A 26,047-nucleotide genomic window follows, 5' to 3' on the forward strand; every position below is an offset into this window, starting at 1 on the left:
CCGCTTTGTCCTTCGAAAGCAGCCCACAGTCATGCTTCGTTTCCTGATTCGCCGGACAATCGGCGCATTGATCATCCTGCTGATCCTCAGCGCGGTCTGTTTCTTCCTGTTCTTCGCCATCCCGCGTGACCCCGCCCGCATCTCCTGCGGCGAGAAGTGCACTCCGGAGAACCTGGAGCTGATCCGCAGGGCCCTCGGCCTCGATGACCCCGTTCCCGTGCAGTACTGGAACTTCCTCTCCGGCATCTTCGCCGGCCGTTCCTTCCCGACGGGCGAATGCCCGGCGCCCTGCCTGGGCCGCTCGTTCGTGCACGACGAGAACGTCCTGACCCTCATCCAGGACCGCTTCCCCACCACGCTGTCGCTCACCATCGGCGCGGCCATCGTCTTCCTCTTCTTCGGCGTCGGGGCCGGCATGGTCGCCGCCTGGCGGCGCGGCACGGTGCTCGACAAGTTCGTCAGCGGCAGCTCGCTGATCATCGGCTCGCTGCAGATCTACTTCATCGGCCCGCTCGTGCTGTGGGCGCTGGTGTACAGCACCGGACTCTTCGGCGACCCGGCGTACAACGCCTTCACCGACAATCCATGGAAATGGGCGGTCGGACTGATCCTGCCCTGGGCGGTGCTCTCCACGATCTTCGCGTCGAACTACACCCGTATGGTGCGGTCTACGATGATCGAGCAACTGCAGGAGGAACACGTCAGAACGGCCAAGGCCAAGGGCATGTCCGGGGGCACGGTCTTCTTCCGCTACGCCTGGCGCGGCGCCCTGATCCCGGTCGTCACGATCTTCGGCATCGACCTCGGCTCGCTGCTGGGCGGCGCGATCATCACCGAGTTCACCTTCTCGCTGCCGGGTCTGGGCCAGCTTTCCATCGATTCCGTGTTCAAGGCGGACCTGCCGGTGCTCATGGGCATCCTGCTGTTCTCGTCCACCATGATCATCCTCATGAACGTCATCGTCGATGCGGCGTACGCCTTCATCGACCCGCGCATCCGTCTGTCCTAGGAGAAGAGCAGTGACCACCCTGACCAAGGAATCGGAAGGCTCCGCGCCGTCCGCGGGCGGTGCCTTCCTCTCGGTGCAGGACCTGCGCGTGCAGTTCACCACCGAGGACGGCGTCGTCAAGGCCGTCGACGGTCTCTCCTTCGACGTCGCGCGCGGCAAGACCCTGGGCATCGTCGGCGAGTCCGGCTCCGGCAAGTCGGTCACCAACCTGACCGTGCTGGGCCTGCACAACCAGATGTTCACCAACATCGAGGGCTCCATCAGCCTCGACGGCGAGGAGCTGATCGGCGCGCCCGAGCGCAAGCTGGAGAAGCTGCGCGGCAACAAGATGGCGATGATCTTCCAGGATCCGCTGACCGCGCTCTCGCCCTTCTACACGGTCGGCCGGCAGATCGCCGAGCCGTACCGCAAGCACATGGGCGTCTCCAAGCGCGAGGCGCACGCGCGGGCCGTGGAGATGCTGGACAAGGTCGGCATCCCCAACGCCAAGCTGCGCGCGGACGACTACCCGCACCAGTTCTCCGGCGGCATGCGGCAGCGCGCCATGATCGCGATGGCGCTCGTCTGCAACCCCGACCTGCTGATCGCCGACGAGCCGACCACCGCGCTCGACGTGACCGTGCAGGCGCAGATCCTCGACCTGATCAGGGACCTCCAGGACGAGTTCGGCTCCGCGATCGTCTTCATCACCCACGACCTCGGCGTCATCGCGAACGTCGCGGACGACATCCTGGTGATGTACGCGGGGCGCGCCGTGGAGCGGGGCACCACCCGCGAGGTGCTGCGCAAGCCGCAGCACCCGTACACCTGGGGCCTGCTGAGCAGCATGCCGCGGCTGTCCTCGGACGTGAACACCCCGCTCACGCCGATCAAGGGCTCCCCGCCCAGCCTGCTGAGCCCGCCGCCGGGCTGCCCGTTCCACCCGCGGTGCGGCTTCACCGGCGAGGTGGGCGGCGCGGCCTGCCGTACGGACCGGCCGGCGCTGCCCGAAGGACGCGGGGCCGCCTGCCATCTGAGCGCCGGGCAGAAGCAGGACATCTTCATCGAGCAGATCAAGCCCCGGCTGGGCTAGGGAGACTGACCACCATGAGCAAAGAACTCACCCTCCCCGGCCCCCGGGACGACACCCCGACCACGGCCGGCGAGGAACTGCTCACCGCGGAGGGGCTCACGAAGCACTTCCCGATCATGGGCGGCTTCCCGATCAAACGGCGGGTCGGCGCGGTGCAGGCGGTCGACGGCATCGACCTGGAGGTACGCGCGGCCGAAAGCCTCGGCCTGGTCGGCGAGTCCGGCTGCGGCAAGTCGACGACCGGGCGGCTGCTCACGCGGCTGCTGGAGCCGACCGGCGGCAAGATCACGTACCGCGGCCAGGACATCACGTACGCCAAGCGCAAGCAGTTGGCGCCGATCAGGTCCGAGATCCAGATGATCTTCCAGGACCCGTACTCGTCGCTGAACCCCCGGCAGACCGTCGGCACCATCATCAGCAGCCCGATGGAGGTCAACGGGATCACCCCGCCCGGCGGGCGGGAGAAGCGGGTCCGCGAGCTGCTGGAGACCGTCGGCCTCAACCCCGAGCACTACAACCGCTTCCCGCACGAGTTCTCCGGCGGCCAGCGGCAGCGCATCGGGGTCGCGCGGGCGCTGGCGCTGAAGCCGAAGCTGATCGTGGCGGACGAGCCGGTCTCGGCGCTGGACGTGTCGATCCAGGCGCAGGTCGTCAACCTGCTGCAGGAGCTGCAGCGGGAGATGGGCATCGCGTTCCTCTTCATCGCGCACGACCTGGCGGTCGTGCGGCACTTCTCGCAGCGCGTCGCGGTCATGTACCTGGGGAAGATCGTCGAGATCGGCCCCCGGGACGACATCTACACCCGGCCGCGGCACCCGTACACCCACGCCCTGCTCTCGGCCGTGCCGGAGGCCACCCTCTCGGACGACGAGGACGAGACGCCGCGGGAGCGCATCCGGCTGGCGGGCGACGTGCCGTCGCCGATCAACCCGCCGTCGGGGTGCCGGTTCCGTACCCGGTGCTGGAAGGCGCAGGACGTGTGCGCGGAGAAGGAGCCGCCGCTGGTGCAGATCGGCGGCAACAACGCGGGGCACCTGACCGCGTGCCACTTCCCCGAGGAGCCGACGGTGGAGCGGGATGAAGAGGTCATCCTGGACAAGGCGCTGGCCGCGCTGGAGGAAGGTTCGAGCGCGGCTCCGGTGAAGGAGTAGCCCGTACGTCGTCAGTGATGGAGGCCGGTGCCCGGGGCACCGGCCTCCGTGCTGGTACGGGCGTGGCCAATCCTCACTGTCAGTTGAGACGGGCGCGGGCGGCGCGGGCCTGGCGGCGCAGGTTGTCGGCGGCCTGCGGCTCCATCGCCGCGATCACCGAGGCGTACTCCTCCAGCTCCGCCGCCCCGGTGACGAAGTCGCCGCGGGCGATGAGGAGCTGGGCGCGCTCGTGGCGCAGCCGGGCGGGGTGGCTGGGGAGCAGCAGGGCCAGCTCGACGGCGGCGAGCTGCACGTCGGACTGCTCGGGACGGCGGGCGGCCCAGGCGCGGATGTTGTTGAGGATGCGCAGCACGATGGCGAGCGGATCTGCGGGGACGAGCATCGCGGGCGACAGCGGCTCGCCGCCGGTGGCCTCGGCGACGAGCAGCTCGGCGTCGGCGGGGGAGAGGAGCCGGCCGCCGTCGAAGGGATCGGCGAGGACGGGGCCGCCCGCGGCGGGGTGGCCGGTGAGGGGCTGTCCGGCGGGGGACGGGCCGAAGCCGACGACGAAGTGCCCGGGGAGGGCCACGCCGTACACCGGGGCGCCGGCGCGGCGGGCGACCTCCATCCAGATCACGGAGAGCATGATCGGCAGCCCGCGGCGGCGGCGCAGGACCTCGTGCAGTTGGGACGACTCCAGCCGCCGGTAGTCGCCGGGCGTCCCGTGGAACCCGTACCGCTCCCCGAGCAGCTCCGCGGCGGCCCGCGCCCACGCGCGGGGCCCGCCGGGCGCGTACGGCAACTGCCCGGCCAGCTCGTCCAGCTCGATCTGCACGGCGTCGATGCCGCGCTCGTCGAGCCCGGGATCGGTCTCGGCCCCGACGAGCAGACAGAGCAGCGCGAGATCGGGCCGCGGCACGCGCGCCTCCTCCGCGAACCGGGCCCGGTGATCGACTCCGGACGTACTCATGCCCCCATTGTGCGACGCAACAGGGAGTACGTCCCGCGCAAACGTGCGACGGGTGTGAAGGAAGGAGGCGGTGGGGCACCGCGGGTGCTCCCGCGGGGCGGCCTGGGCTGATGGAGGGACCGTTCGGGCGGTGGCGGATCTCCTGCCTCCGGCCGGCCTGAGGTTGTGGAGAGTCGGGGCCGTGGCGTCGACGCCTGCGGCGTGCCGCAGGGCGGCCCGTGCCGCCTGCCCGCGGGGTTCGCTCCGCTCACTTGCTGCTCCACCCGCAGGGTCGGCCTCACCGCCTGCTCAGCCGCGGCGGCGCCCCGCCTCCTGTCCGCTACGACGTGGGCTGGTGGCGGTAGTGGTAGGTGTGGTGGGTGGTGAAGTCCAGGGCGTTGTAGAGGGACAGGGCTGCGGTGTTGTCCGGTTCCACCTGGAGGTACGCCGCCGAGGCGCCCTCCTCCAGGGCGCGGGTGGCGAGGGCCGCCATCACCGCCGTGGCCAGGCCGCGGCGGCGGTGGGCCGGGGCGACCTCGACCGCCGCGAAGCCCGCCCAGCGGCCGTCGACCACGCAGCGGCCGATCGCCGCCGGGGTCCCGGACGGGTCCACGGTGCCGGACGGGTCCTGGACCGTCGCGAACCACACCGACGGGCCGCCCTCCAGCACCGTACGGGCGGCAGGCGTCAGCTCCGCCGCCCGGTTGTAGAGCGAGAACCACGCCGCCGACGTCGTACGGGACAGCTCCACCCGCCCCGCCTCTCCCCGGTCCGCCACCGGCGCCAGCTCGCCGACCTGCATCAGCGCCGACCGCCGCACCGTCCAGCCGCGCGCGTCCAGCTCCGCCGCCAGCGGCTCCGCCGTGTCCGCCGCGCCCGTCGCGACCTGCACCAGCGCCGGCAGCCCCCGCTCCCCGTACCATCGCGTCACCCGCGCCAGCGCCGCGTCCAGCGGCAGCCCGGGGTCGCCCAGCGGCAGCACCGAGTTGGCCCGGCTCGTGAAGCCGGCCGAGGCCCGCAGCGTCCAGTCGCCCAGCCGTTCGCTCTCCACCGGCGGCCAGCCCCGCGCCGCCACCCGGGTCAGCTCCGCCGCCGTCGCCGCAGGCCCGCGCCGCCGCGCCGGAGCGGCCGGTACGACCTTCGCCGCCACCACCGCGGCCTCCGGGATCCGGACGACCTGGCCGTTCCGCCTGGTGAGACGCAGTTCGCCGGCGTCCCACGATGTGAGCACACCGACCGCGTCGGTGAACCGCGCGTCCCCCTCGCAGGCATCTGTCAGTCGCCGTACCGAAACGCGTTTTCCCACGTCAGCGTGGGTGATACGGATTTCGAGCCGCGCCCCAGTGGTGAATTCCACAGCTCTCCACGCCCCTCTTGTTCGCTCCGTGCCCGGGAACGGAGATACTAGGTGCGGGCATCGACACGCCGCGCTCCCGCGCCGCCAGCCTGATCGAGGAGGAACGACAGCGTGACCTACGTCATCGCAGAGCCTTGTGTGGACCTCAAGGACAAGGCCTGCATTGAGGAGTGCCCCGTCGACTGCATCTACGAGGGCCAGAGGTTCTTGTACATCCACCCGGACGAGTGCGTCGACTGCGGTGCTTGCGAGCCGGTCTGCCCCGTGGAGGCGATCTTCTACGAGGACGACACTCCGGAGGAGTGGAAGGACTACTACAAGGTGAACGTCGAGTTCTTCGACGACCTCGGTTCGCCCGGTGGCGCCTCGAAGCTCGGCCTCATCGAGCGGGACCACCCGATCGTGGCGGCCCTCCCGCCGCAGGAGCACGACGAGTAAGCACGCGCAGGACCGAGTACCACGGCGATACGCATTGCCCCCGCCCCGTCGGCCCCGGGCTGATCGGCGGGGGCTGTTGCGTCGATTGAGGACAGTGAGAGTGCGACCCGTCACCTCCCGGCTGCCCGTCTTCCCCTGGGACCGGCTGGAGCCGTACAAGACCGCCGCCGCCGCTCATCCCGGCGGCATCGTCGACCTGTCCGTCGGCACCCCCGTCGACCCCGTTCCCGAGGTGGTCAGGGCCGCGCTCGCGGACGCCGCCGACAGCCCCGGCTACCCGCTCGCCTGGGGCACCCCGGCGCTGCGCGAGGCCATCGCCGGCTGGTTCGGCCGGCGGCTCGGGGCGGCGATCGGGCCGGACGCGGTGCTGCCGGCGATCGGCACCAAGGAGCTGGTCGGCTGGCTGCCGACGCTGCTGGGGCTGGAGCCGGGGGACCAGGTCGCGTATCCGCGGCTGGCCTATCCGACGTACGAGATCGGGGCGCTGACGGCGCGGGCCGAGCCCGTGACGTACGCCGATCCGGTCACGGACCTCGACCCGGCGCGGGTCAAGCTGCTCTGGCTCAACACCCCGTCGAACCCCACCGGGCGCACGATGGACGCGGCCGAGCTGCGCCGCGCGGTGGCGTGGGCGCGGGCGCACGGGGTGCTGGTCGCCTCCGACGAGTGCTACCTGGAGCTGGGCTGGGAGACCGAGCCGGTGTCCGTGCTGCACCCGTCGGTCAGCGAGGGCTCGTACGAGGGACTGCTCGCCGTCCACTCGCTGTCGAAGCGCTCCAACCTGGCCGGCTATCGCGCCGGGTTCGCCGGCGGCGACGCGGCGGTGGTGCGCGAGCTGGTCGCGGTGCGCAAGCACACGGGGATGATGGTGCCGAAGCCGGTGCAGCAGGCGATGATCGCCGCGCTGGGCGACGGGCGGCACGTGGCCGAGCAGCGCGAGCGCTACGCCCGCCGGCGGGCCGCGCTGCGCGAGGCGCTGACGGGGGCGGGCTTCCGGATCGAACACAGCGAGGCGTCGCTGTATCTGTGGGCGACGCGGGACGAGCCGTGCTGGGACACGGTCGCCGAGCTGGCGAAGCTGGGGATCGCGGTGGCGCCGGGGGAGTTCTACGGGGCCGCGGGGGAGCGGTTCGTACGGGTCGCGTTCACGGCCACCGACGAGCGCGTGGCCGCCGCCGTGGAGCGGCTGGCGGGGCTGAGAGCTCCGTAGCGCCGTAGCGCCGCCGCCGTCCCGGGAGATCCCGGGAGAGCGCCACCGCGATCCGCCGCGGCGCTGACGGGCCGCCGGGCCCGCGGAGGACGGCTCCGCGGGCCACCGGCGGCCTCGTGGGTCAGCCGGGCAGGCTCAGAGGCCCAGACCCGACGTGGGCAGCTCCGGGGTCAGGTTCGCGGCGGCGTCGCCGACGGCGCCCTGGCCCTGCTCGACCGTCTTGCCGGTGGTGTCCTGGACCGCGCCGAGAGCCTTCTCGGTGGTCGGTCCTGCGCTCTCGCCGAGCTTGTTCGCGGTCTCGCTGCCGGTGGTGAGCACCTCGCTGCCGGTCTGGGAGGCGGTCGCGGGCAGCGAGCTGGTGTCCAGCGCGCTGACCGGGTGCAGGCCGTTCGTGCTGGGCAGCTCGACGGCGCTTGCGGCACCCGCGGCGCCGACGACCGGGGCGGCACCGGCGGCGACGACGAGTGCGACCCGGGCGAGGTGGCGCTTCAGGGGGTGGGACATGGTTCTCCCTTGCGGAGGGTTACTGATGGGCATGTCCGCCGTGCGGACGCTGTGACTACCGCGTGAGGCGCCGGAAGGTTGCGGTCGCCCTCCGTAAAGAGTTGGTAATGCGTCGCATAATCTGCTTCGCCAGAAAACCGGGCAAAGCGGGTCGGTCCGAGCACCGTTCGACGGGTCGGGGACCCGCCCCCACCGGGGGTTTGTCGGATCGTGGAAAAGAACGGGAAATGGCGTCGCGCCGTCAGCCTGCGTTGACCGGCTTCACTCGTACGGTTCCGCGCTGGTAAGGCGGTCAGGGCTCGGCGACGATACGGACCGACGCCGCGCCCGCCTCCGCGTTCGCGCCCTCGACCTCGCGCCAGCCCGACGACGACTCCTCGGCCCGCCACTCGCGGCCCGAGAAGGACACCTGCGCGACGCGCAGCCGCGGCGCCTGCGCCACCGCCCAGTGCGCCAGCTCCCAGCCGCGGCCCGCCGCGTCCGCGCCGTCCCCGGCGACCGGCAGCACCAGCACCTGCCCGGCGCCGGCCCCGTTCGCGCCGCCGGACCCCTCGCCCGCGCCGCCCGCGTCCGGCTCCGGCAGCACGCCGGCGCCGAACTCCCGCTTCAGCGCCTTGCGCAGCAGCGCGGCGTCGCCGGAGCGGGTGTCGCCCTTCGCCGTCGTACAGGTGAAGGCGCCGCCGTCGCGGCCCGTCAGCGCGGCGGCGAGCCGGGCGGCGGCCGGCTCGTGCTTCGCGTACGCCTGCGGGAAGCCGCTGCGCTGCACGCGCTGCGCGGCCTCGGTGAGCGGCAGCCGGGAGTAGCCGGGGATCTCCGCCAGGTGCTCGTAGAACTTGCCGGTGGAGTACACCGGATCGAGGATCTGCTCCTCCGTGCCCCAGCCCTGGGACGGGCGCTGCTGGAAGAGCCCGAGCGAATCGCGGTCGCCGTGCTCGATGTTGCGCAGCTCCGACTCCTGCATGGCGGTGGCGATCGCGATGGTCACCGCGCGCTCCGGGAGCCGCCGGGAGGACGCCACGGCGCTTATCGTCGCGGCGTTGGCGGCCTGTTCCGGGTCCAGCTCGTACGGCTCGCCCTCGCCCTTGCCGCGCACCTCGCAGCGCGGCGCGGGGCCGCCGCCGGTGTTGAGGTGGACCAGCAGGTACGCGCCCACGCCGCCGAGCACCGCGAGCGCGACGAACGCGCGGAGGAGGCGGCGGCGGAAGACGTCGGAGGCCGGCACGGGCCCACGGTAGCGTTCGCGGCGGACAACCGCGGCCGCCGGGAGCGCGGCGGGCGGCGTCCGCCGGTGGGCGTACGGCGTGCGTACGGCGTACGGACGTGGCGAGGGCCCCGGCGCACCTGGCCGTAGGGTCGTCGGCATGGACTTGACGCTCGATGCCGCACGGCTCACCGCCCAGCTCGTCGACACCGCCTCCGTCAGCGGCGACGAGAAGCACCTCGCCGACGCGGTCGAGACCGCGCTGCGCCGTCTCGGCCACCTGGAGGTGGACCGCGACGGCGACGCCGTCGTCGCCAGGACCCGGCTGGGCCACGCCGAGCGCGTCGTGCTCGCCGGGCACATCGACACCGTGCCCGTCGCCGGCAACCTCCCCTCGCGCCTCGACGGCACGTACGAGGACGGCGTCCTGTGGGGCTGCGGCACCTCCGACATGAAGGCCGGCGTCGCCGTCCAACTGCGCATCGCCGCCACGGTGCCCGCGCCCAACCGCGACCTCACCTTCGTCTTCTACGACAACGAGGAGGTCGACGCCTCCCGCAACGGCCTGCGCCGCCTCGCCGAGCACCATCCCGACTGGCTCGCGGGCGACTTCGCCGTCCTGCTGGAGCCGTCCGACGGCGAGATCGAGGGCGGCTGCCAGGGGACGCTGCGCGCCGTCCTCCGTACCGAGGGCGAACGCGCCCACTCCGCGCGGAGCTGGCTCGGCGCCAACGCCATCCACGCCGCCGCCCCCGCGCTGGCCCGGCTCGCCGCGTACGAGCCGCGGCACGCCGTCATCGACGGCCTGGAGTACCGCGAGGGCCTCAACGCCGTCCGCGTCTCCGGCGGCGTCGCGGGCAACGTCGTGCCGGACGTCTGCGAGGTCACCGTCAACTTCCGCTACGCCCCGGACCGCTCGGAGGAGGAGGCGATCGCCTTCGTACGGGAGTACTTCGCCGGCTGCGGCATCGCCGAGATCACCGTCGAGGACAGTTCCCCCGGCGCCCTGCCGGGCCTGGCCCACCCCGCCGCCGCCGCGTTCACCGCCGCGGTCGGCGGCACCCCGCGGCCGAAGTACGGCTGGACGGACGTGGCCCGCTTCACGGCCCTCGGCGTCCCCGCGGTGAACTACGGACCCGGCGACCCGAACTACGCGCACAAGCGCGACGAGCACGTGCACACGGCCCGTATCCACCACTGCGAGGAGCGGCTGCGCGCCTGGCTCACCGCCTGAGCGCGGGCTGTGTCACCGGCTGTTCCGCCGTGGTTTCTGCCGGGGTTCACCTGGCTTCGAGCGGCTTCGCCTAGCCTGGGGCCCGGAGATCGCCGTACGCAGAGAGCCGTACGGTCGGACTCGTAGCCGGACACGAGTCAGCACGAGGAAGGGAGCGCGCCCGTGGCGAACCGCGAGGAGTTCCAGGAACAGCGGCTCGGCCCCGTCCTCCGCCGCCGCAGCCGCATCCAGCGCGGGACGATGGACCAGCACCTGCTGGACACCCGGGAGCGCGCCGCGGAGTACGTCCACGAGGACCCGTGGCGGGTGCTGCGGATGCAGGCGGAGTTCGTCGAGGGGTTCGGGGCGCTCGCCGAGGTGGGGCCCGCGATCAGCGTCTTCGGCTCGGCCCGTACGGCGCCCGAGAGCGCCGAGTACGCGCGGGGCGTCGCGATCGGCAAGGGGCTGGTGGACGCCGGCTTCGGGGTGATCACGGGCGGCGGGCCCGGGGTGATGGAGGCGGCGAACAAGGGCGCGCTGGAGGCCGGCGGGCTGTCCGTGGGGCTGGGTATCGAGCTGCCCTTCGAGCAGGGGCTCAACAGGTACGTCGACCTCGGCGTGAACTTCCGCTACTTCTTCGTACGCAAGACGTGTTTTGTGAAGTACTCCCAGGGCTTCGTGGTGTTGCCGGGCGGCTTCGGCACGATGGACGAGCTGTTCGAGGCGCTGACCCTGGTGCAGACGAAGAAGGTCACGCGGTTCCCGATCGTCCTCTTCGGCAGCGAGTACTGGGGCGGGCTCGTCGACTGGCTGCGCAAGACCGTCGTGGACGGCGGCAAGGCAGCCGAGCGGGACCTCGACCTGTTCCACATCACGGACGACGTGTCCGAGGCCGTGGGGCTGGTCACCAAGGAGACGCCGTAGGGCGGGTACGGGGCCGCTAGGCCAGCCCCCGGCGCGCGACCGCGGGCGGGCGGTGGCCCGCGATGGCGGCCACCATGTCCAGCACCTGCCGGGTCTCGGCCACCTCGTGCACCCGGTACACCTGCGCCCCCAGCCAGGCCGAGATCGCCGTGGTGGCGAGCGTGCCGACCAGCCGCTCCTTCACCGGCTTGGCCAGCGTCTCGCCGACGAAGTCCTTGTTCGACAGCGAGACCAGCACCGGCCAGCCCGCCGCCGTCATCTCGCCGAGCCGGCGGGTGGCCTCCAGCGAGTGCCGGGTGTTCTTGCCGAAGTCGTGCCCGGGGTCGATCAGGATGCCGTCGCGGCGTACGCCCAGCTCCACGGCCCGCTCCGCGAGCCCCAGGGTGACCCGCAGGATGTCGGCCATCACGTCGTCGTACGCGACGCGGTGCGGCCGGGTGCGCGGCTGCACGCCGCCGGCGTGGGTGCACACGAGCCCCGCGCCGTGCCGCGCGGCGACCTCGGCGACCAGCGGATCGACGCCGCCCCAGGCGTCGTTCAGCAGGTCCGCGCCGGCCGCGCAGGCGGCCTCGGCGACCTCGTGCCGCCAGGTGTCGACACTGATCACGACGTCCGGGTGGCGGCGGCGCACCTCCGCGATGAAGCCCGCCGTGCGGCGCACCTCCTCCGCCGCCGACACCTCCTCGCCGGGGCCGGCCTTCACCCCGCCGACATCGATGATCGCCGCGCCCTCGGCGACGGCCTGCTCGACGCGCGCGAGCGCTGGCTCGTCGCGGAACGTGGCGCCCTGGTCGTAGAAGGAGTCCGGGGTCCTGTTGACGATCGCCATGATCACCGGCTCGTGCGCGGCGAAAGTGCGCGCCCCCAGTCGCAGCATGCTGCCTCCTCTGACGCCCTCCGGGGCGGCGGCCCCGGGCTCCTCCCGCGACCTTAGCCCGCGGGCGCGGCGGGGCGGGGCGCGGCGGGCGGGGTGCCGGAGCCGTGCCGGTGCGGTGCCGGTACGGTCCGTGCGCCGGGCCGCGGGGGCTGTCACAGGGCCCGGCTATGGTGGGGCGCAGCCACCCGGCGTACCGGGCGCGGCCATCCGGCGCCCCGGCTGTCCACGGGGAGACATCGTGTTCTGGTTCATGCTCATCGCCATGGTCGCGGTCGTCGCCGCGGTCACCGTCGTGCTGGCGGGGAACGGCGAGGAGGAGCTCACCGAGCCGCAGCCGGACCGGCTCCACGACCCGCTGCCGCCCGACCGCCCGCTCGGCCGCGCCGACATCGACGCGCTGCGGCTGCCGGTCGCCCTGCGGGGGTACCGCATGGACGACGTGGACGACGCGCTGGACCGCGTCGCCGCGGAGCTGGCGGAGCGGGACGCGCGCATCGCGGAGCTGGAGGCGGCCCTGGCGGGCGCGCACGCGGCGGCGTACCGCGGGGGAAGAACGGGCGTACAGGGGTACGAGGACGCGCCGCCGGGACCGGGCTTCGGAGGCGTGGGCGGGGTCGCGGACCCGGGCGGACGCAGCAGCGGCGGTACGGACCTGGGCACCTGGGACCTGGGCGGGCGCGGCAACGGCGGTCAGGACCGGGGTGCACGCGACCCGGGCGGCCGGAGCTACGGGGGTACGGACCTGGCCGGACGGGACGTCGGCGGCCTCGATCCGCGCGGCCCGGAGCCCGGCGGTGCGGACCCGCGCGACGGCCGGGACGGCCGCGCATGAGCGCCGAGGGCGGGGCCGTGGCCGGGCCCGACGGGCTGCTGCGCTGCCCCTGGGGGCTGTCCGCCGAGGACTACGTCACGTACCACGACGAGGAGTGGGGCCGGCCCGTACACGGCGACGACGCGCTCTTCGAGCGGCTGTCGCTGGAGGCGTTCCAGTCCGGGCTGTCCTGGCTGACGATCCTGCGCCGCCGCGAGGGCTTCCGGGCGGCCTTCGCCGGCTTCGAGATCGCCGCGGTCGCGGATTTCGGCCCCGGGGACGAGCAGCGGCTGCTCGCCGACCCGGGCATCATCCGCAACCGGCTGAAGGTGCAGGCCACGATCGCCAACGCCAAGACCCTCGCCGCCTGGACCCCCGGCGAACTCGACGCCCTGATCTGGTCGTTCGCCCCGGACCCCGCCGGCCGCCCCGCGCCGCGCACGCTCGCGGACGTACCGGCCGTCACCCCGGAGTCGAAGGCGCTGGCCAAGGAGCTGAAGCGGCGCGGCGTGCGGTTCGTCGGCCCCACGACGGCGTACGCGCTGATGCAGGCGTGCGGCCTGGTCGACGACCACCTCGCGGACTGCCACGCGCGGTAGCCGCGGGCGGCTCCGGGCCCGGAGCCGCCCTCACCGCCCTACCGGATCAGCGGCCTGTGAAGCGCGGCTCCTGCTTCGCCACGAACGCCTCGACCGCGATCCTGTGGTCCTCCGACGCACCCGCGCGGGACTGCAGCTCCGCCTCCTTCGCCAGCGTCTCCGCGAGCCCGTGGCCCGCGCCGTACGCCAGCGACTCCTTGATCGCCGCGTACGCCCCCGTCGGCCCCGCGGCGAGCCGGCGGGCCACCGCCGCCGCCTCCGCGGCCAGATCCGCCGCCGGTACGACGACGTTCGCGATGCCCAGCGCCAGCGCCTCGTCCGCCGGGATCCGGCGCGGGAAGAGCAGCAGGTCGGCGGCGCGGCCGTGGCCGACGAGGCGGGGGAGGGTCCAGGAGACGCCGGAGTCCGCGGTCAGCGCGACGCCCGCGAAGGAAGTGTTGAACGACGCGGTGTCGGCCACCACCCGGTAGTCCGCCGCGAACGCGAAGCCCGCGCCGGCCCCCGCGGCGACCCCGTTGACGCCCGCGACCACCGGCTTCGGCATCCCGGCGAGGGCGGCGGCGATGGGGTTGTAGTGCTCGGCGACGGTGTCCATCGCGTGGTCCGTACGCTGCACTGCGCGGGCCGCGGCGAGGGTGCCGATGTGCTCCTTGAGGTCCTGCCCCACGCAGAACGCCCGCCCCGCGCCGGTGAGCAGCACGGCCCGTACGGCGTCGTCCGCCGCGGCTTCCCGCAGGGTGTCGCGCAGGGCGTTCTTGGTCTCGGTGTCGAGGGCGTTCATCGCGTCCGGGCGGTTGAGGGTGACGGTCGCGAGCCCGTCGGCGACCTCGTACAGCACGGTGTCCGCCATGTTCTTCCCTTCGCTACGCCCCGGGGTCACCGGGGCTCTGCCGCGTCTCGTCCGGTGCCGTCAGCATGGCGGAGATCACCGCTCCGCGACATGTGACGTGCGTCAAATCGAAACGCGGCGCGCCCCGGCCGGGAAGGGCGCAGTATCGCATCCCTCTGGCGGGAATTGGGAGGTTTTGCGGTCGGACGTCGCCGAGAGTATGCGGACCGATGTTGGTCATCAGGACCGGCAATGCGGGATAATGGGCGAGAAGCACTGTGTTCGATGCCGGTGGCGACGAGCCTGTCCACGGGCCGTCGAAGCTTCTCAACGAAGAGCTGGTTTCAGGAAGGGGAACGAGCATGGCGGCCATGAAGCCGCGGACGGGCGACGGCCCGCTCGAGGTGACCAAGGAGGGGCGGGGCATCGTCATGCGCGTTCCGCTCGAAGGCGGCGGGCGGCTCGTCGTCGAGCTGACCCCCGATGAAGCCGACGCGCTCGGCGACGCCCTGAAGAAGGTCGTCAGCTAGTCGGACCGAGGTCCGGAAGAACCCTGTATGCGCCCCGGCCACGCGGTGGCCGGGGCGGATCGTCCTTCAGGGGCCGGATCCCCTCCCGCGGGGCACCGGCCGGCCCGGTGCCGTCCGGGCGTTCCGCCCGTACGTCCGTGACATCCGTCACGTTCGTCGGGTCCGTCGCCCGTCACGCCTCGCGCTTGACGGCGCACAGCAGCCCGTCCCCCACCGGCAGCAGCGCGGGCATCAGCTCCCGGCTCTCCTTCACCGCGCGCAGCAGCTCGCGCACCTTCTGCACCTCGTCGGGCTGGGCCGCCGAGTCCACCGTGCGCCCGTCCGCGAAGACGCCCTCGAAGCACACGACGCCGCCGGGCCGCAGCAGGCGCAACGATTCGCCGAGATACTCCAGGCATTCCAGCGGGTCGCCGTCGCAGAAGACCATGTCGTACGAGCCGTCCGCCAGCCGCGGCAGCACGTCCAGCGCCCGGCCGACGATGATCCGCGCCCGGTTCGCGGCGAACCCCGCGGCCCGGAACGCCTGGCGCGCGAACTGCTGCCGCTCCGGCTCCGGGTCCACGGTCGTCAGCACCCCGCCGGGGCGCATGCCCTGTAGCAGGTGGATGCCGGAGACGCCGGTGCCGGTGCCGATCTCGACCACCGCCTTGGCGCCCGCCGTCGCCGCCAGCAGCCGCAGGGCGGCCCCGGCGCCCGCGGACACCTGGCGCAGCCCCGCCTCCAGGGCCCGCTGCCGCGCCCAGTGCAGCGCAGCGGTCGCCGAGCCCTGCGCACGCGTCGCAGCCGCCGGGTCGCCCGGGGTCACCCCGGCCCGGCCGCTGTCGGCGTCCGCGGCACCGTCCGTGCCGTACGCCTCCGCGAACGACCAGCTCGCCAGCCGGTTGCCGGTAATCGCCTTCTCCTGTTCCCCGTTGGCACCTGCACCTGCATCCGTCGCAAGCGTGACTGTATCCGCTGCCCCTGGGAACCTGCTGGCCGGACCGTGCGTTGGGGGAGACGGAAGTGATACGGACGAGGTAAGGATGCCGGCGGGGATGGTTCCGCTGAATGCGGGAAAATACCGGTCGGATGAGCTTATCCGGAGCTAACGGGCGAGGTGGATATGGTAGGGGGCCTACTGGACACCACCAGAGCCACCAGGGGAGGTGCGGCCGCGTCCGGCGAAGGGGGCACCCTTCGGCGATTCCGCCGAGGGTCCCGGGCACCGGATGAGCCGAAATCCGTGACCGACAATGCTGACGACCGCAGCCACGCCACCGACACCGTGACCGTTGCCGGATTCTCCGCGTTCTCGGCCGACGACGCGTCGTCCAAGGGGTGGACTCCGCCTTCGTGGGAGGAGATCGTCAGCACCCACAGCGGTCGCGTCTACCGTCTCGCCTATCGCCTCACCGGGAACCGGCACGACGCCGAGGACCTCACGCAAGAGGTCTTCATCCGCGTCTTCCGGTCGCTGTCGACGTACACCCCGGGGACGTTCGAGGGCTGGCTGCACCGCATCACCACGAACCTCTTCCTCGACCAGGTGCGGCGCAAGCAGCGCATCCGGTTCGACGCGCTCGGGGACGACGCCGCCGAGCGGCTGCCGAGCCGCGAGCCGTCGCCTCAGCAGCACTTCAACGACACGCACTTCGACGCCGACGTCCAGCAGGCGCTGGACACCCTCGCGCCCGAGTTCCGGGCCGCGGTGGTGCTGTGCGACATCGAGGGCCTGTCGTACGAAGAGATCGCCGCCACCCTGGGCGTCAAGCTGGGCACGGTCCGCAGCCGGATCCACCGCGGCCGTTCCCACCTGCGCAAGGCGCTCAAGCACCGCTCCCCTGAGGCGAGGGCAGAGCAGCGCTCGCTCGCCGGGGCGGGGCAGGGCGCCTACGGCTCGGACGAGGAGGGCGGAACGCTGTGAGCAGCGTGGGCGGGCTGTCGCCCGCCGAGCAGCACCTGGGCGAGGCGCTGGCGGCGCTGGTCGACGGGGAGCTGCCCCACGACTCGCGGGACCGCGTGCTCGCCCATCTGGCGACGTGTCCCCGGTGCAAGGCGGAGGCCGACGAGCAGCGTCGGCTCAAGAGCGTGTTCTCCGCCGCCGCCCCGCCGGCGCCCTCGGACGGACTGCTCGCCCGGCTGGAGAACCTGCCGGGCGTCGACCTCGACGACGCCGCCCGCCGGTCGCCCTTCGCGGGCGGAGCGGGCGGCAGTGCGCGTACGGGCGGCAGGACCGGCGGCGCCCGCCCGGCCAGGACCGGCGGCTTCGGCGGCGGCATCCTCGGCGGCGCCGTGCTCGACGGCGGCCCCGGGTTCCCGATCCACGAGGTCGAGCGGCCCTCCGTCGCCCGCGGGCGGCGCTTCGCGTTCGCCGCCGCGGGCGCGGTCTCCTTCGCCGCCCTCGCCCTCGGCGGCGCGCTGCCCATCGAGTCGGCCGTCGACCCCTCGGGCGGCTCCCCGGCGGTCACCCCCGGCGACCGCGGCGAGCCCGCGCGCTACTCGTACGACCCCCAGCTCTCCACCTCCGGCGGCGCGCAGGACGCCGGCCCGGTCCAGCCGTACAGCACGCAGAGCGGCCCGCTGCAGATGGCCGCCTCCGCGACGGCGGCCACGACCGCGACGCCGCAGCCGCCGCTGCTGTCCGTCTTCGCGGTCACCGAGCCGCCCGCGTCCGAGCCGCCGACGTCCGCGCCGCCGGCGTCCGGGCCGCAGACCGCACTGAGCGGGATGAACACCCCGTCGCCGCAGTGACCGACCGCGGGGACGACGGGACGTCGGCCCCGAGGCGATGCGCGGGACCGCATGCACCTGATTGAATCGCTAGGGCGTGTCTGGCAAATAGCGCCGTCCGCCCCCTGGGCGGGCGTCGCGGCGTCTGGTGCGTGCGATCGCAAGGCGGAGGGTCGACCGCATAGTGGGCCTATTCGGTCGGTCCCGACAACGCAGCGAGCGTGCGTGCCAGGCGTCGCGGCGCAGGCGGGATTTGCCAGGCACGGCCTAGGGCCGCCCGGCGGGTGAGCAACAACTGCGGGCCGCGACGGTCCGCGCCCAGTCGCATGCGGAACGTGTGGGGAGAACATGGACCAGGGGAAGCCGAGTTGGTGGAGGCAGGAGCCCGGCGAGCCTCCGCGCGAGGCCGAGTCGGACACCGCCGGACCGCCCACCGACTCCGACACCTACGCGCAACCGGCGCCCCCGCCCGCTGACGCGGGCCCACCACCGGGATACGACCCGGAGGTCGACCAGTTGCGCCGGGTCCGGGAGGCGCTGCGGGAGTGGCGCGACGGGGAGGACGACTACCACAGGGACCGGAGCCGGTCCTCTGCGGTGTCCCCTGCGGGGCGCGCGGCGGATGAGGAGGCGAGCGCGGAGAAGGCTTCCGTCGACGGCGCGGCATCTCCTGCGGGGAGCGGGGCGAACGCGAGTGGCACGTCCCCGGCGCGGGACGCGGGTGCGGACAGTGCGGGGGGGCAGGGCGTAGGCGAGCGGGACATGGCGACAGCGAGCGGGCGGCCGACGGCGCCTTCCCGGGAGACCGATGCGGTATCCGGAACGGGGCGGACCGCGTCCGTCGGCGCTCCGGACCCGGCGGCGGACGCCGCCGCCGCGGTGGATGCGCCGGCCGGAACGCCGGGTGTGGGCGAAGGGCCCGGGCAGCGCGCGGACGCTTCCGCCGGCTCGGTCGTGCCCGAGGACCGTCCCGCGGCGCGGGCTGCGGAGGCCGGCGGACCGAGCACGGAGGCAGAGGCGGGTACGCTCCCGACGCGCCCGCGGTCCGCAGATACGCCGGGCCCGGTGGCAGCCGCGGCAGGGGGTGGGGAGACCGGTGGGCCGGGCACTGAGGCGGGTGCGCTGCCGGCCCGGCCCGGGACCGCCGACGCGGAGAGGCCGGCGGCGGATGCGCCCTCGGCGCCGGCACCGGAGGCCGGTTCGACCGCCGCGGGGCAGGACGGGGACGGTGCCGCGACGGGCGCTGAGGTACGGCCCTGGGAGGTCGGCGTGAGCCCGTACCCGGGTGCCGGGGACGAGGGCTCGTCTGGCGGCAGACACATACCCGCCGCGGTGTCCGCCGTAGCGGGCGCCCGCGCCGGCCGAGCCGCCCTGCCGCAGCACGAGGAACGGGACGGCCGCGAGACGCCGCCAGAGCCCGCAGAGGGCCCGCAGAGTGCCGCAGAGCCCACACCGCCGGGCACCCCCGCGACCGACGACCGCACGGCCCTCTCCGGCCGGCAGGAGCCCGCGAAGGCACCGGACGACGCCCCGGTGACGGCGGGCTCCGCCGAGCGGTCCGGCGGCTACGGCGACGGGCCGCGACAGGGCCCGGAGGACGCCGCAGGGCCGGCGCAGTCGCGCCAGACAGGCAGCGAGGTGGCCGGCCGGAACAGCGACTCCGCCGCGTTGCGGCCGGGCGCTCCCGAGCCGTCCGGCGACGCGGGCGGCGCGCAGACCGGCGCCCCCGGGCCCGGTCCGGACGAGCCCCGGCGGGCTGAGCAGGGCGGGTTCGGCCCCGCGCCTTCGGACGAGGCCCACCGCGAGGTGGCCGACCGGCCAGCCGTGGCCGGGGGGCGCGGGGGCGCTGAGGACGACGACACCACGCAGCTTGCCGTGATCTCCGACTCCGACGCCGGGCCCGCCGGGGATCTCCCGGGCCCGCGGCGGCCCGCGGCCGACGCGCCCGCTGACACCCGCCACCCTGCACCTCACGCCGGCCGCCCCGGGTCGCAGCCCCGGCCCCGTGCGCCGTACGGGTCCGGCGCCCAGACCCCCGCGCAGGCCGCGGCACCGCCCGGTGGCGTACCCCCGGGCGAGTACGGCCCGCAGGGCTCCGGGCGGCCCCCCGGCGCCCACCCGCCCACGGCGTCCGGCATGCCGGGCCCCGGTGGCCCCGGGTTCGACGGGCCCGGGCGGCACCCGGGCGGCCCCGGTGCGCCCGCCGCGCCCCACGGCGCCCCCCCGCAGGGCGGCCCGCAGGGGGGCCAGTGGCAGCGCTACGACCCCTGGGCGCCCGCGCACGCCGCACACGCGCCGGAGCGGCGCAAGGGGCGCCTGGCGACCCTCGTCGGCGCGCTCGTCATCGCGCTCGTCGCCGGCGGCATCGGCGGTGCCATCGGCAGCTACATCGAGCGCAACGGCACCCCCGGCCAGCTCGAACTCGACCAGTCCTCCGCCGCCGACGACGGCGGCAAGCGCCCGCCCGGCAGCGTCGCCGGGATCGCCAGGTCCGCGCTGCCCGGGGTCGTGACGCTGCGCGTCAGCGGCGTCGCCGAGCAGAGCACCGGCACCGGCTTCGTCCTCGACAAGCGCGGGCACATCCTCACCAACAACCACGTCGTCCAGCCGGCAGAGGAGGGCGGCGACATAACGGTGACGTTCAGCGGCGGCGAGTCCAAGTCCGCCGAGGTCGTCGGCGGCGACGCCGGCTACGACCTCGCCGTCGTACGCGTCAAGGGTGTTTCCGGGCTGAAGCCGCTGCCCCTCGGCAACTCACGCTCCGTCGCCGTCGGCGACCCCGTCGTCGCCATCGGCGCTCCGTACGACCTGCCCAACACCGTCACCTCCGGGATCATCAGCGCCAAGGAGCGCCCCATCACCGCGGGCGGCGAGCAGGGCGACGGCAGCGACATCTCGTACGTCAACGCCCTGCAGACCGACGCCCCGATCAACCCCGGCAACTCCGGCGGCCCGCTCCTCGACCTCGAAGGCCGCGTGATCGGCATCAACAGCGCCATCCGCGCCGCCGACAACGGCAGCGGCGAGCCGCAGACCGAGCAGGGCGGCAGCATCGGCCTGGGCTTCGCCATCCCGGTCAACAAGGGCAAGGACGTCGCCGAGGAGCTGATCAACACCGGCAAGGCCACGCACCCCGTCATCGGTGTGACGCTCAACATGCAGTACACCGGCGACGGCGCCCAGGTCGGCACCTCCGCGGAGGAGGGCGGCACCGAGCCGGTCACCCCGGGCGGGCCCGCCGACAGCGCGGGCATCGAGCCGGGGGACGTCATCACCGGGGTCGACGGCGAAGCCGTGCACAACGGCGAGGAGTTGATAGTCAAGATCCGCAGCCGCAGCCCCGGCGACGACCTGAGCCTGACAGTCGAGCGCGACGGCGAGGAGCTGACCGTCGACGTCACCCTCGGCGAGGGCGACTCCACCGACTGACCCCTGCCAAACGACCCCAAACACCCGCATCGGCCGCGGTGGACCAGTCCACCGCGGCCGATGCGGTACTCCCGGGGAGGCGGGGTCGCCAGGTACCGTGAGAGTCGCCCGGACCTGCCGGCAGCGGGCCGACGGACAGGACAGCAAGGAGTGCCAGGTGTTCTTCGACATAGGACCCCTCGAGCTGATCGCTCTCATCATCCTGGCCACGATCGTCTTCGGCCCCGACAAGCTGCCCAAGGTCATCCAGGACACCATGCGGTTCATCCGCAAGGTCCGGGAGTTCTCCGACACGGCCAAGGAGGACATCCGCAAGGAGCTGGGCCCTGAGTTCAAGGACTTCGAGTTCGAGGACCTGAACCCGAAGAACTTCGCCAAGAAGCACCTCCTCGACAACGACGACCTGGGTCTGAAGGAGATCCGCAACGGCTTCGACCTCAAGAAGGAGGTCGCCGAGGTCGGCGAGGCGGCGCGCACCGTGGGGGACATCGAGGACGACGGTGCCGCGGGCGGCAAGCGGCTGAGCCTGACGAAGGACAGCGGCGGCGGCACGGACGCCACGAGTGACGTCGCAGGTGAGGCCAAGGGAACGGCCACCGCCGAGCGTCCGCCGTACGACGCGGACGCCACCTGATCGGCTCACATATCAGACCACCTGCCTGTCCTAGCGTATGCAGGTGGATATCCTCCCGTGTGTCTGGGTGAGCGCCCGGCATGCGGTGTGCCAGGCGGGGCGTGTGCCCCGGCGGGGGGCGACCGCCGACTGACAGGTCCAGGCCACGAGGAGGCACCACGCTGATGGAGATGACGAGCGAGGCGGAGCCCGGGGGGACGGTTCAGGAGTCCGAGCCACGCCTGGTGGACAGCTTTCTGCGGGCGTCCTTCCCCTGGTACGGGCTGGACGACGCGTTCTCGGGGCCGCGCTGGCTGCAGTCGACCGGGGGCGGCGACGGCGCGGTCGACCACGGCACGGTGGGCCACGGGGACATGCCCTCGTACCTGGCCGAGGCCGGCATGCGCGAGCACCGCTTCGCGGTGGTCGTGACAGTCGCGAGCCGGCCCGTGCGGCGCAGCGCGGACGGCACCGGGGTGCTGGAGGCGACGTCCGTGTCGTCCGCGGCCTGGCTGGCGGGCTCCGGGCTGCTGTCGTGCACCTGGCCGACGCAGATGGAGCGCCAGATCCGCGAGGAGTGGCTGGACCAGCAGACGTCGGTGGCCTGGGAGCTGGCCGACGACCTGGAGGGGTCCGGCTGGTCGGCGCTGTCGCTGCCGGTCGACGGCGAGGGGACGCAGTTCCACTACCGCGAGTCGGAGTTCGGCTGGGTGCTGGCGGGGACGACGCAGAACCAGGTGCACCTGGGCGCGTACGGCCGCGGCATGAGCGCGTACGGGCTCGCGTTCTCGGTGATCAAGGACATCACGACGTACGAAGACCGCCGCGGATAGCTTCCCGCGGCGGTCCGGGGCGCGGATCGCGTACGAACCGCGCCCCCCTGCTCCGTAACGCCGGGGGCGTGCGCTCCTGCCCGCGCCCGGCGGCCCGGGGCGTACCCCTCAGAACTTGTTGCGCGGCGTGACGCCCAGCGACATCCCCGCGAGCCCCCGCGGCCGCCCGCCGAGCTGCGCCGCGATGTCGCGTAGCGCCGCGCCCGCCGGGGACTCCGGGTCGGTGAGGACGACCGGCTTGCCCTCGTCGCCGCCGGCCCGCAGCGTCACGTCGATCGGGATGGCGCCCAGGACCGGCACCTCCGCGCCCGTCGTGCGCGTCAGCCCCTCGGCGACCTGCTTGCCGCCGCCGGTGCCGAAGACGTCGACCATCTCGCCGCAGTGCGGGCACGGCAGGCCCGACATGTTCTCCACCACGCCGACGATCTTCTGGTGCGTCTGCACGGCGATCGCCCCGGCCCGCTCGGCGACCTCGGCCGCGGCCTGCTGCGGCGTGGTGACGACGAGGATCTCGGCGTTCGGCATCAACTGCGCGACGGAGATCGCGATGTCGCCGGTGCCCGGGGGCAGGTCGAGGAGCAGCACGTCGAGGTCGCCCCAGAAGACGTCCGCGAGGAACTGCTGGAGCGCCCGGTGCAGCATCGGGCCGCGCCAGACGACCGGCGCGTTGCCCGGCGTGAACATCCCGATGGAGATGACCTTCACGTCGTGCGCCGTCGGGGGCATGATCATGTCCTCGACCTGGGTGGGCCGGGCGTCCGTGCCGAGCATGCGGGGTACGGAGTGGCCGTAGATGTCGGCGTCGACGACGCCGACCTTCAGCCCGTCCGCCGCCATCGCCGCCGCCAGGTTGACCGTCACGGACGACTTGCCGACGCCGCCCTTGCCGGACGCCACCGCGTACACCCGGGTCAGCGAGCCGGGCTGGGCGAAGGGGATCTCGCGCTCCGCCTTGCCGTCGCGCAGGGACGCCGCGAGCGCCTTGCGCTGCTCGTCGCTCATCACGTCCAACTCGACCGTGACGGACGTCACACCCGCGACCTTCTCGACCGCGTCGGTGACCCGCGAGGTGATCGTGTCCCGCATCGGACAGCCGGCGATGGTGAGGAAGACCCCGACGGCCACCGAGCCGTCTGTCCCGATCTCGACCGACTTGACCATGCCGAGGTCGGTGATCGGCCGGTGGATCTCCGGGTCGTTCACCGTCGCGAGCGCGGCGCGCACCGCCTCTTCTGTGACAGCCATGCCACAAGCGTACGGCCGAGGGTCACGGGCGGGGAAAGCCAGGGGCCCAGGGGCCCGGTACGCTGCCGCACGTGATGAGGAGATCGGCGTTCCGCATGGTGGCGTTCGCTGTCTCCGCGACCGTTCTGGCGGGCTGTGCCGAGGACGGTCCGGAGGGCGGCGAGAACGGTGTCGGGAAGCTCTCTCCCGAGAGCATCAGGGCCAAGGCGGAGAAGGCCGCGTCAGGCGCGAGTTCGGTGCGGCTGGCGGGCACGCTGGTGAGCAACGGCCAGCCGGTCAAGCTCGACATGAGGCTGTCGGCGGCCGGCGGGATAGGCGAAGTGTCCACGGGCGGCATGACGTTCTCGCTGCTGCGCGCGGAGGAGGACCTCTTCCTGAAGGCCGGCGACGAGTTCTGGCTGCACCAGGACGACGGCGAGGACTCCGACGGCAAGCCGTCGGAGTCCGACATGGCGGCGGCGCGGAAGCTCGACGGCAAGTACGTGAAGGTGCCGCCGGAGGACACCGCGTACAAGCAGCTCAGCGGCTTCACGGAGATGAAGGTGCTGCTCGACGGGCTGCTGAAGCTCGACGGCGAGCTGGCCGCGGAGAACAACGGCGAGGTCGACGGCTTCACCACGATCCGGGTGACGGCCGACGAAGGCGCGGGCGGGGCGCTGGAGGTGGCCCTGGAGGGGCGGCCGTACCCGCTGCTGCTGGAGCGCGCCGGGGACGCGGGCGAGCTGCGACTCCTGAACTGGGACGAGGAGTTCGAGGTCAACGCCCCGCGCAAGGAAGAGGTCGTGGACTACGGGAAGCAGATCTCGGCGAGCTGAACCGGCCCTCCTCAGCCGCGCCGCCGCCGGAAGAGCAGCCGCGGCAGCGCCGCCGGTGCCGGACGCCGCGTCGTCGCCGGGGTGGCCGGCGGCGGGGCGGCCAGCGAGCCGGACGGCAGTCCGTCCCCGGCGACCGCCGTCCCGTCCCGCGTCAGCCGCAGCACCCGGCTCTCCCGGGCCCAGCGCCCGGCGACGTGGTCGGCGTCCACCGCGTTGAGCCGCTTGCCCTTCAGCTCCTCCACGGCCGCCCGCCACGCCTCGCTCTCCGGCGCCAGCTCGGCCACCCGTGCCGGCCACGCGACCAGCCGCCCGCCCTTGTCCTTGCTGCGCGCGTGCACGGTCACCACCGCCCCGTCGGCAAGGCCGAGCCCGTCGAGCGGCTGCTCGGCAGGACCGTCGCCGACGAGGACGACGGCACCGTCGTGCCAGACGTGCCACAGCGCGCGCTGTGTGCCGTCGGGGCCCTCGATCCACACGAGCCCGGACTTCCTGGCGGCCTCTTCTGCGAGGGCGGCGGCGATCGGCTCCATGGGGCACGAGCGTAGCCGCCGGGCCCCGGGTCCGTACCCCTACAGCCAGCCGTTGCGGCGGAAGCCGCGGTGCATCGCCAGGCAGATGCCGAGGATCAGGGTGAGCACCATGGGATAGCCGAACTCCCACTTGGTCTCGGGCATGTGGTCGAAGTTCATGCCGTAGACCCCGGCGATCATGGTGGGCACCGCGAAGATCGCCGCCCAGGACGTGATCTTCCGCATGTCCTCGTTCTGCGCCACCGTGGCCTGGGCCAGATTGGCCTGGAGGATGGAGTTGAGCAGCTCGTCGAAGTTGACCACCTGCTCGTGTACGCGGGCCACGTGGTCCGCGACGTCCCGGAAGTACTTCTGGATCTCCGGGTCGACGAACCGCATCGGTCGCTCCGACAGCAACTGCATCGGCCGCAGCAGCGGTGCCACCGCCCGCTTGAACTCCAGCACCTCGCGCTTGAGCTGGTACACCCGCCCGGCGTCGCTGCCGCGCCCGCTGCGGCCGTCGCTCGGCGAGAAGACGTCGATCTCGACCTCGTCGATGTCCTCCTGGACGGCGTCGGCGACGACGATGTAACTGTCGACGATCTGGTCGGCGATGGCGTGCAGCACCGCCGACGGGCCGGTCGCCAGCAGCTCCTGGTCCTGCTCCAGACGGGCGCGCAGCGCGCGCAGCGAGCCCTGGCCGCCGTGCCGGACGGTGATGATGAAGTCCTGGCCGGTGAAGCACATCACCTCGCCGGTCTCCACGACCTCGCTGGAGGCGGTGAGTTCGGCGTGCTCCACGTAGTGGAGGGTCTTGAAGACGGTGAACAGCGAGTCCTCGTACGGCTCCAGCTTCGGCCGCTGGTGCGCGTCGATCGCGTCCTCCACGGCCAGCGGGTGCAGCCCGAACTCCTGGGCGATGCCGGCGAACTCGCGCTCCGTCGGCTCGTGCAGCCCGATCCAGGCGAAGCCGCCCCCGGCGCGCACCCGGCGCATCGCCTGGGCGGGGGAGAGCCGTTCGCTGATGCGCCGGCCGCCGCGGTAGACGGCGCAGTCGACGACGGCGCTGACGGCGGCCGGGTCGCGGGTGGGGTCGTAGCTGTGGGCGGACTGGCCCCGGCGCTTGCGGGCGGGACGGACGACGGCTTGCAGGTCACGGATCATCGACATGGGCGAACTCCTTCACGCTCCTGCCGGGCGCGGGCCAACGCTGCCGGGAATGGGGATCTACGCAGAGGTAC

The 26,047-nt window shown here is 73.4% G+C and carries 26 protein-coding genes; 16 read left to right on the forward strand and 10 right to left on the reverse strand.

The features are described 5' to 3' along the window. Positions 1 to 31 precede the first annotated feature (31 nt). The 3 genes from OG946_RS25445 to OG946_RS25455 are packed head-to-tail and all read left to right on the forward strand — an operon-like array spanning position 32 to position 3,232. A complete protein-coding gene (locus OG946_RS25445) occupies positions 32 to 1,009 on the forward strand; it encodes an ABC transporter permease (protein WP_326798326.1) in 978 nt (325 codons plus the stop codon). 10 nt (positions 1,010 to 1,019) lie between these two features. Further along, positions 1,020 to 2,081 (forward strand): ABC transporter ATP-binding protein, encoded by a 1,062-nt coding sequence (locus tag OG946_RS25450; RefSeq protein WP_326798327.1) that lies wholly within the window; start codon positions 1,020 to 1,022, stop codon positions 2,079 to 2,081. 14 nt (positions 2,082 to 2,095) lie between these two features. Continuing rightward, entirely contained in the window at positions 2,096 to 3,232 is a 1,137-nt protein-coding gene (locus tag OG946_RS25455) for an ABC transporter ATP-binding protein (RefSeq protein ID WP_326798328.1), read from the forward strand. 79 nt (positions 3,233 to 3,311) lie between these two features. Here the strand turns inward: OG946_RS25455 and OG946_RS25460 are convergent, their stop codons facing one another. Continuing rightward, positions 3,312 to 4,181, reverse strand: coding sequence for a transglutaminase-like domain-containing protein (locus tag OG946_RS25460; RefSeq protein WP_326798329.1), 870 nt, complete (start codon positions 4,179 to 4,181; stop codon positions 3,312 to 3,314). A gap of 319 nt (positions 4,182 to 4,500) precedes the next feature. Continuing rightward, on the reverse strand, positions 4,501 to 5,517 hold the full coding sequence (locus OG946_RS25465; RefSeq protein WP_326798330.1) for a GNAT family N-acetyltransferase: 1,017 nt from the start codon (positions 5,515 to 5,517) through the stop codon (positions 4,501 to 4,503). A 111-nt stretch (positions 5,518 to 5,628) separates the two neighbouring features. Here OG946_RS25465 and fdxA point away from each other — a divergent pair, with 111 nt between their 5' ends. Together fdxA and dapC are read left to right on the forward strand one after the other, a co-directional pair. Continuing rightward, positions 5,629 to 5,955, forward strand: a complete 327-nt coding sequence (gene fdxA, locus OG946_RS25470; protein WP_027754067.1) for a ferredoxin — start codon at positions 5,629 to 5,631, stop codon at positions 5,953 to 5,955. Between the two features lie 100 nt (positions 5,956 to 6,055). Next, positions 6,056 to 7,165 (forward strand): succinyldiaminopimelate transaminase, encoded by a 1,110-nt coding sequence (gene dapC, locus OG946_RS25475; RefSeq protein ID WP_326798331.1) that lies wholly within the window; start codon positions 6,056 to 6,058, stop codon positions 7,163 to 7,165. Between the two features lie 135 nt (positions 7,166 to 7,300). Here the strand turns inward: dapC and OG946_RS25480 are convergent, their stop codons facing one another. Next, entirely contained in the window at positions 7,301 to 7,669 is a 369-nt protein-coding gene (locus tag OG946_RS25480; protein ID WP_326798332.1) for a hypothetical protein, read from the reverse strand. A gap of 292 nt (positions 7,670 to 7,961) precedes the next feature. Further along, positions 7,962 to 8,891 carry a heavy metal transporter gene (locus tag OG946_RS25485; protein ID WP_326798333.1) on the reverse strand — a complete coding sequence of 310 codons (930 nt, stop codon included), beginning with the start codon at positions 8,889 to 8,891 and terminating at the stop codon, positions 7,962 to 7,964. 139 nt (positions 8,892 to 9,030) lie between these two features. Here OG946_RS25485 and dapE point away from each other — a divergent pair, with 139 nt between their 5' ends. Then, entirely contained in the window at positions 9,031 to 10,104 is a 1,074-nt protein-coding gene (gene dapE, locus OG946_RS25490) for a succinyl-diaminopimelate desuccinylase (RefSeq protein WP_326798334.1), read from the forward strand. A 162-nt stretch (positions 10,105 to 10,266) separates the two neighbouring features. Then, a complete protein-coding gene (locus tag OG946_RS25495; RefSeq protein ID WP_326798335.1) occupies positions 10,267 to 11,007 on the forward strand; it encodes a TIGR00730 family Rossman fold protein in 741 nt (246 codons plus the stop codon). A 16-nt stretch (positions 11,008 to 11,023) separates the two neighbouring features. Here the strand turns inward: OG946_RS25495 and folP are convergent, their stop codons facing one another. After that, on the reverse strand, positions 11,024 to 11,884 hold the full coding sequence (gene folP / locus OG946_RS25500; RefSeq protein ID WP_326798336.1) for a dihydropteroate synthase: 861 nt from the start codon (positions 11,882 to 11,884) through the stop codon (positions 11,024 to 11,026). A gap of 238 nt (positions 11,885 to 12,122) precedes the next feature. Between folP and OG946_RS25505 the strand changes: the two genes are divergently transcribed. Both OG946_RS25505 and OG946_RS25510 read left to right on the forward strand, forming a co-directional pair. Then, positions 12,123 to 12,716 (forward strand): DivIVA domain-containing protein, encoded by a 594-nt coding sequence (locus tag OG946_RS25505; protein ID WP_326798337.1) that lies wholly within the window; start codon positions 12,123 to 12,125, stop codon positions 12,714 to 12,716. Then, complete coding sequence (locus tag OG946_RS25510) at positions 12,713 to 13,294, forward strand: DNA-3-methyladenine glycosylase I (RefSeq protein ID WP_326798338.1); 582 nt, start codon at positions 12,713 to 12,715, stop codon at positions 13,292 to 13,294. Before OG946_RS25505 ends, OG946_RS25510 begins: the two co-directional genes overlap by 4 nt. Before the next feature lie 46 nt (positions 13,295 to 13,340). On the opposite strand, the gene OG946_RS25515 is transcribed toward OG946_RS25510, so the two are convergent. Continuing rightward, positions 13,341 to 14,144, reverse strand: coding sequence for an enoyl-CoA hydratase-related protein (locus OG946_RS25515; RefSeq protein ID WP_326798339.1), 804 nt, complete (start codon positions 14,142 to 14,144; stop codon positions 13,341 to 13,343). A 341-nt stretch (positions 14,145 to 14,485) separates the two neighbouring features. Here OG946_RS25515 and OG946_RS25520 point away from each other — a divergent pair, with 341 nt between their 5' ends. Continuing rightward, complete coding sequence (locus tag OG946_RS25520; RefSeq protein WP_018834979.1) at positions 14,486 to 14,653, forward strand: DUF3117 domain-containing protein; 168 nt, start codon at positions 14,486 to 14,488, stop codon at positions 14,651 to 14,653. 172 nt (positions 14,654 to 14,825) lie between these two features. On the opposite strand, the gene OG946_RS25525 is transcribed toward OG946_RS25520, so the two are convergent. Continuing rightward, on the reverse strand, positions 14,826 to 15,458 hold the full coding sequence (locus OG946_RS25525) for an O-methyltransferase (protein WP_047017897.1): 633 nt from the start codon (positions 15,456 to 15,458) through the stop codon (positions 14,826 to 14,828). Between the two features lie 297 nt (positions 15,459 to 15,755). Here OG946_RS25525 and sigE point away from each other — a divergent pair, with 297 nt between their 5' ends. From sigE to OG946_RS25550, 5 genes are all read left to right on the forward strand, one after another. Further along, positions 15,756 to 16,556, forward strand: a complete 801-nt coding sequence (gene sigE / locus OG946_RS25530) for an RNA polymerase sigma factor SigE (protein ID WP_326798340.1) — start codon at positions 15,756 to 15,758, stop codon at positions 16,554 to 16,556. Then, positions 16,553 to 17,383, forward strand: a complete 831-nt coding sequence (locus tag OG946_RS25535) for an anti-sigma factor family protein (protein ID WP_326798341.1) — start codon at positions 16,553 to 16,555, stop codon at positions 17,381 to 17,383. The genes sigE and OG946_RS25535 overlap by 4 nt, the downstream gene beginning before the upstream one ends. Before the next feature lie 327 nt (positions 17,384 to 17,710). Then, positions 17,711 to 20,791: a trypsin-like peptidase domain-containing protein gene (locus OG946_RS25540; protein ID WP_442814482.1), complete on the forward strand. Its 3,081-nt coding sequence runs from the start codon at positions 17,711 to 17,713 to the stop codon at positions 20,789 to 20,791. A 157-nt stretch (positions 20,792 to 20,948) separates the two neighbouring features. Continuing rightward, positions 20,949 to 21,425: a sec-independent translocase gene (locus OG946_RS25545; RefSeq protein ID WP_326800366.1), complete on the forward strand. Its 477-nt coding sequence runs from the start codon at positions 20,949 to 20,951 to the stop codon at positions 21,423 to 21,425. A 164-nt stretch (positions 21,426 to 21,589) separates the two neighbouring features. Continuing rightward, on the forward strand, positions 21,590 to 22,237 hold the full coding sequence (locus tag OG946_RS25550) for a hypothetical protein (protein ID WP_101421737.1): 648 nt from the start codon (positions 21,590 to 21,592) through the stop codon (positions 22,235 to 22,237). A gap of 108 nt (positions 22,238 to 22,345) precedes the next feature. Here the strand turns inward: OG946_RS25550 and OG946_RS25555 are convergent, their stop codons facing one another. Next, positions 22,346 to 23,482, reverse strand: a complete 1,137-nt coding sequence (locus tag OG946_RS25555) for an Mrp/NBP35 family ATP-binding protein (protein ID WP_326798343.1) — start codon at positions 23,480 to 23,482, stop codon at positions 22,346 to 22,348. Positions 23,483 to 23,577: 95 nt separating this feature from the next. On the opposite strand from OG946_RS25555, the gene OG946_RS25560 reads away from it, so the two are divergent. Continuing rightward, positions 23,578 to 24,297, forward strand: a complete 720-nt coding sequence (locus tag OG946_RS25560; protein WP_326800367.1) for a hypothetical protein — start codon at positions 23,578 to 23,580, stop codon at positions 24,295 to 24,297. Positions 24,298 to 24,308: 11 nt separating this feature from the next. Here OG946_RS25560 and OG946_RS25565 read toward each other — a convergent pair whose 3' ends face one another. Next, positions 24,309 to 24,827, reverse strand: a complete 519-nt coding sequence (locus OG946_RS25565) for a hypothetical protein (RefSeq protein WP_326798344.1) — start codon at positions 24,825 to 24,827, stop codon at positions 24,309 to 24,311. 39 nt (positions 24,828 to 24,866) lie between these two features. Continuing rightward, entirely contained in the window at positions 24,867 to 25,976 is a 1,110-nt protein-coding gene (locus OG946_RS25570) for a magnesium and cobalt transport protein CorA (RefSeq protein WP_326798345.1), read from the reverse strand. Between the last annotated feature and the right edge of the window lie 71 nt (positions 25,977 to 26,047).

The organism is Streptomyces sp. NBC_01808 (genome assembly GCF_035917395.1).
In the GTDB taxonomy this organism is placed as follows: Bacteria; Actinomycetota; Actinomycetes; order Streptomycetales; family Streptomycetaceae; genus Streptomyces.

Bases quoted from the DNA above. Each gene is read 5' to 3' on its own strand.
- OG946_RS25460 (WP_326798329.1), bottom strand. From the start codon at position 4,181: ATGAGTACGTCCGGAGTCGATCACCGGGCCCGGTTCGCGGAGGAGGCG.
- sigE (WP_326798340.1), top strand. From the start codon at position 15,756: ATGGTAGGGGGCCTACTGGACACCACCAGAGCCACCAGGGGAGGTGCG.
- dapE (WP_326798334.1), top strand. From the start codon at position 9,031: ATGGACTTGACGCTCGATGCCGCACGGCTCACCGCCCAGCTCGTCGAC.
- OG946_RS25555 (WP_326798343.1), bottom strand. From the start codon at position 23,482: ATGGCTGTCACAGAAGAGGCGGTGCGCGCCGCGCTCGCGACGGTGAAC.
- OG946_RS25560 (WP_326800367.1), top strand. From the start codon at position 23,578: ATGGTGGCGTTCGCTGTCTCCGCGACCGTTCTGGCGGGCTGTGCCGAG.
- OG946_RS25520 (WP_018834979.1), top strand. From the start codon at position 14,486: ATGGCGGCCATGAAGCCGCGGACGGGCGACGGCCCGCTCGAGGTGACC.
- OG946_RS25480 (WP_326798332.1), bottom strand. From the start codon at position 7,669: ATGTCCCACCCCCTGAAGCGCCACCTCGCCCGGGTCGCACTCGTCGTC.
- OG946_RS25455 (WP_326798328.1), top strand. From the start codon at position 2,096: ATGAGCAAAGAACTCACCCTCCCCGGCCCCCGGGACGACACCCCGACC.
- OG946_RS25565 (WP_326798344.1), bottom strand. From the start codon at position 24,827: ATGGAGCCGATCGCCGCCGCCCTCGCAGAAGAGGCCGCCAGGAAGTCC.
- OG946_RS25515 (WP_326798339.1), bottom strand. From the start codon at position 14,144: ATGGCGGACACCGTGCTGTACGAGGTCGCCGACGGGCTCGCGACCGTC.
- OG946_RS25445 (WP_326798326.1), top strand. From the start codon at position 32: ATGCTTCGTTTCCTGATTCGCCGGACAATCGGCGCATTGATCATCCTG.
- folP (WP_326798336.1), bottom strand. From the start codon at position 11,884: ATGCTGCGACTGGGGGCGCGCACTTTCGCCGCGCACGAGCCGGTGATC.
- OG946_RS25510 (WP_326798338.1), top strand. From the start codon at position 12,713: ATGAGCGCCGAGGGCGGGGCCGTGGCCGGGCCCGACGGGCTGCTGCGC.
- OG946_RS25550 (WP_101421737.1), top strand. From the start codon at position 21,590: ATGGAGATGACGAGCGAGGCGGAGCCCGGGGGGACGGTTCAGGAGTCC.
- OG946_RS25570 (WP_326798345.1), bottom strand. From the start codon at position 25,976: ATGTCGATGATCCGTGACCTGCAAGCCGTCGTCCGTCCCGCCCGCAAG.
- OG946_RS25540 (WP_442814482.1), top strand. From the start codon at position 17,711: ATGGACCAGGGGAAGCCGAGTTGGTGGAGGCAGGAGCCCGGCGAGCCT.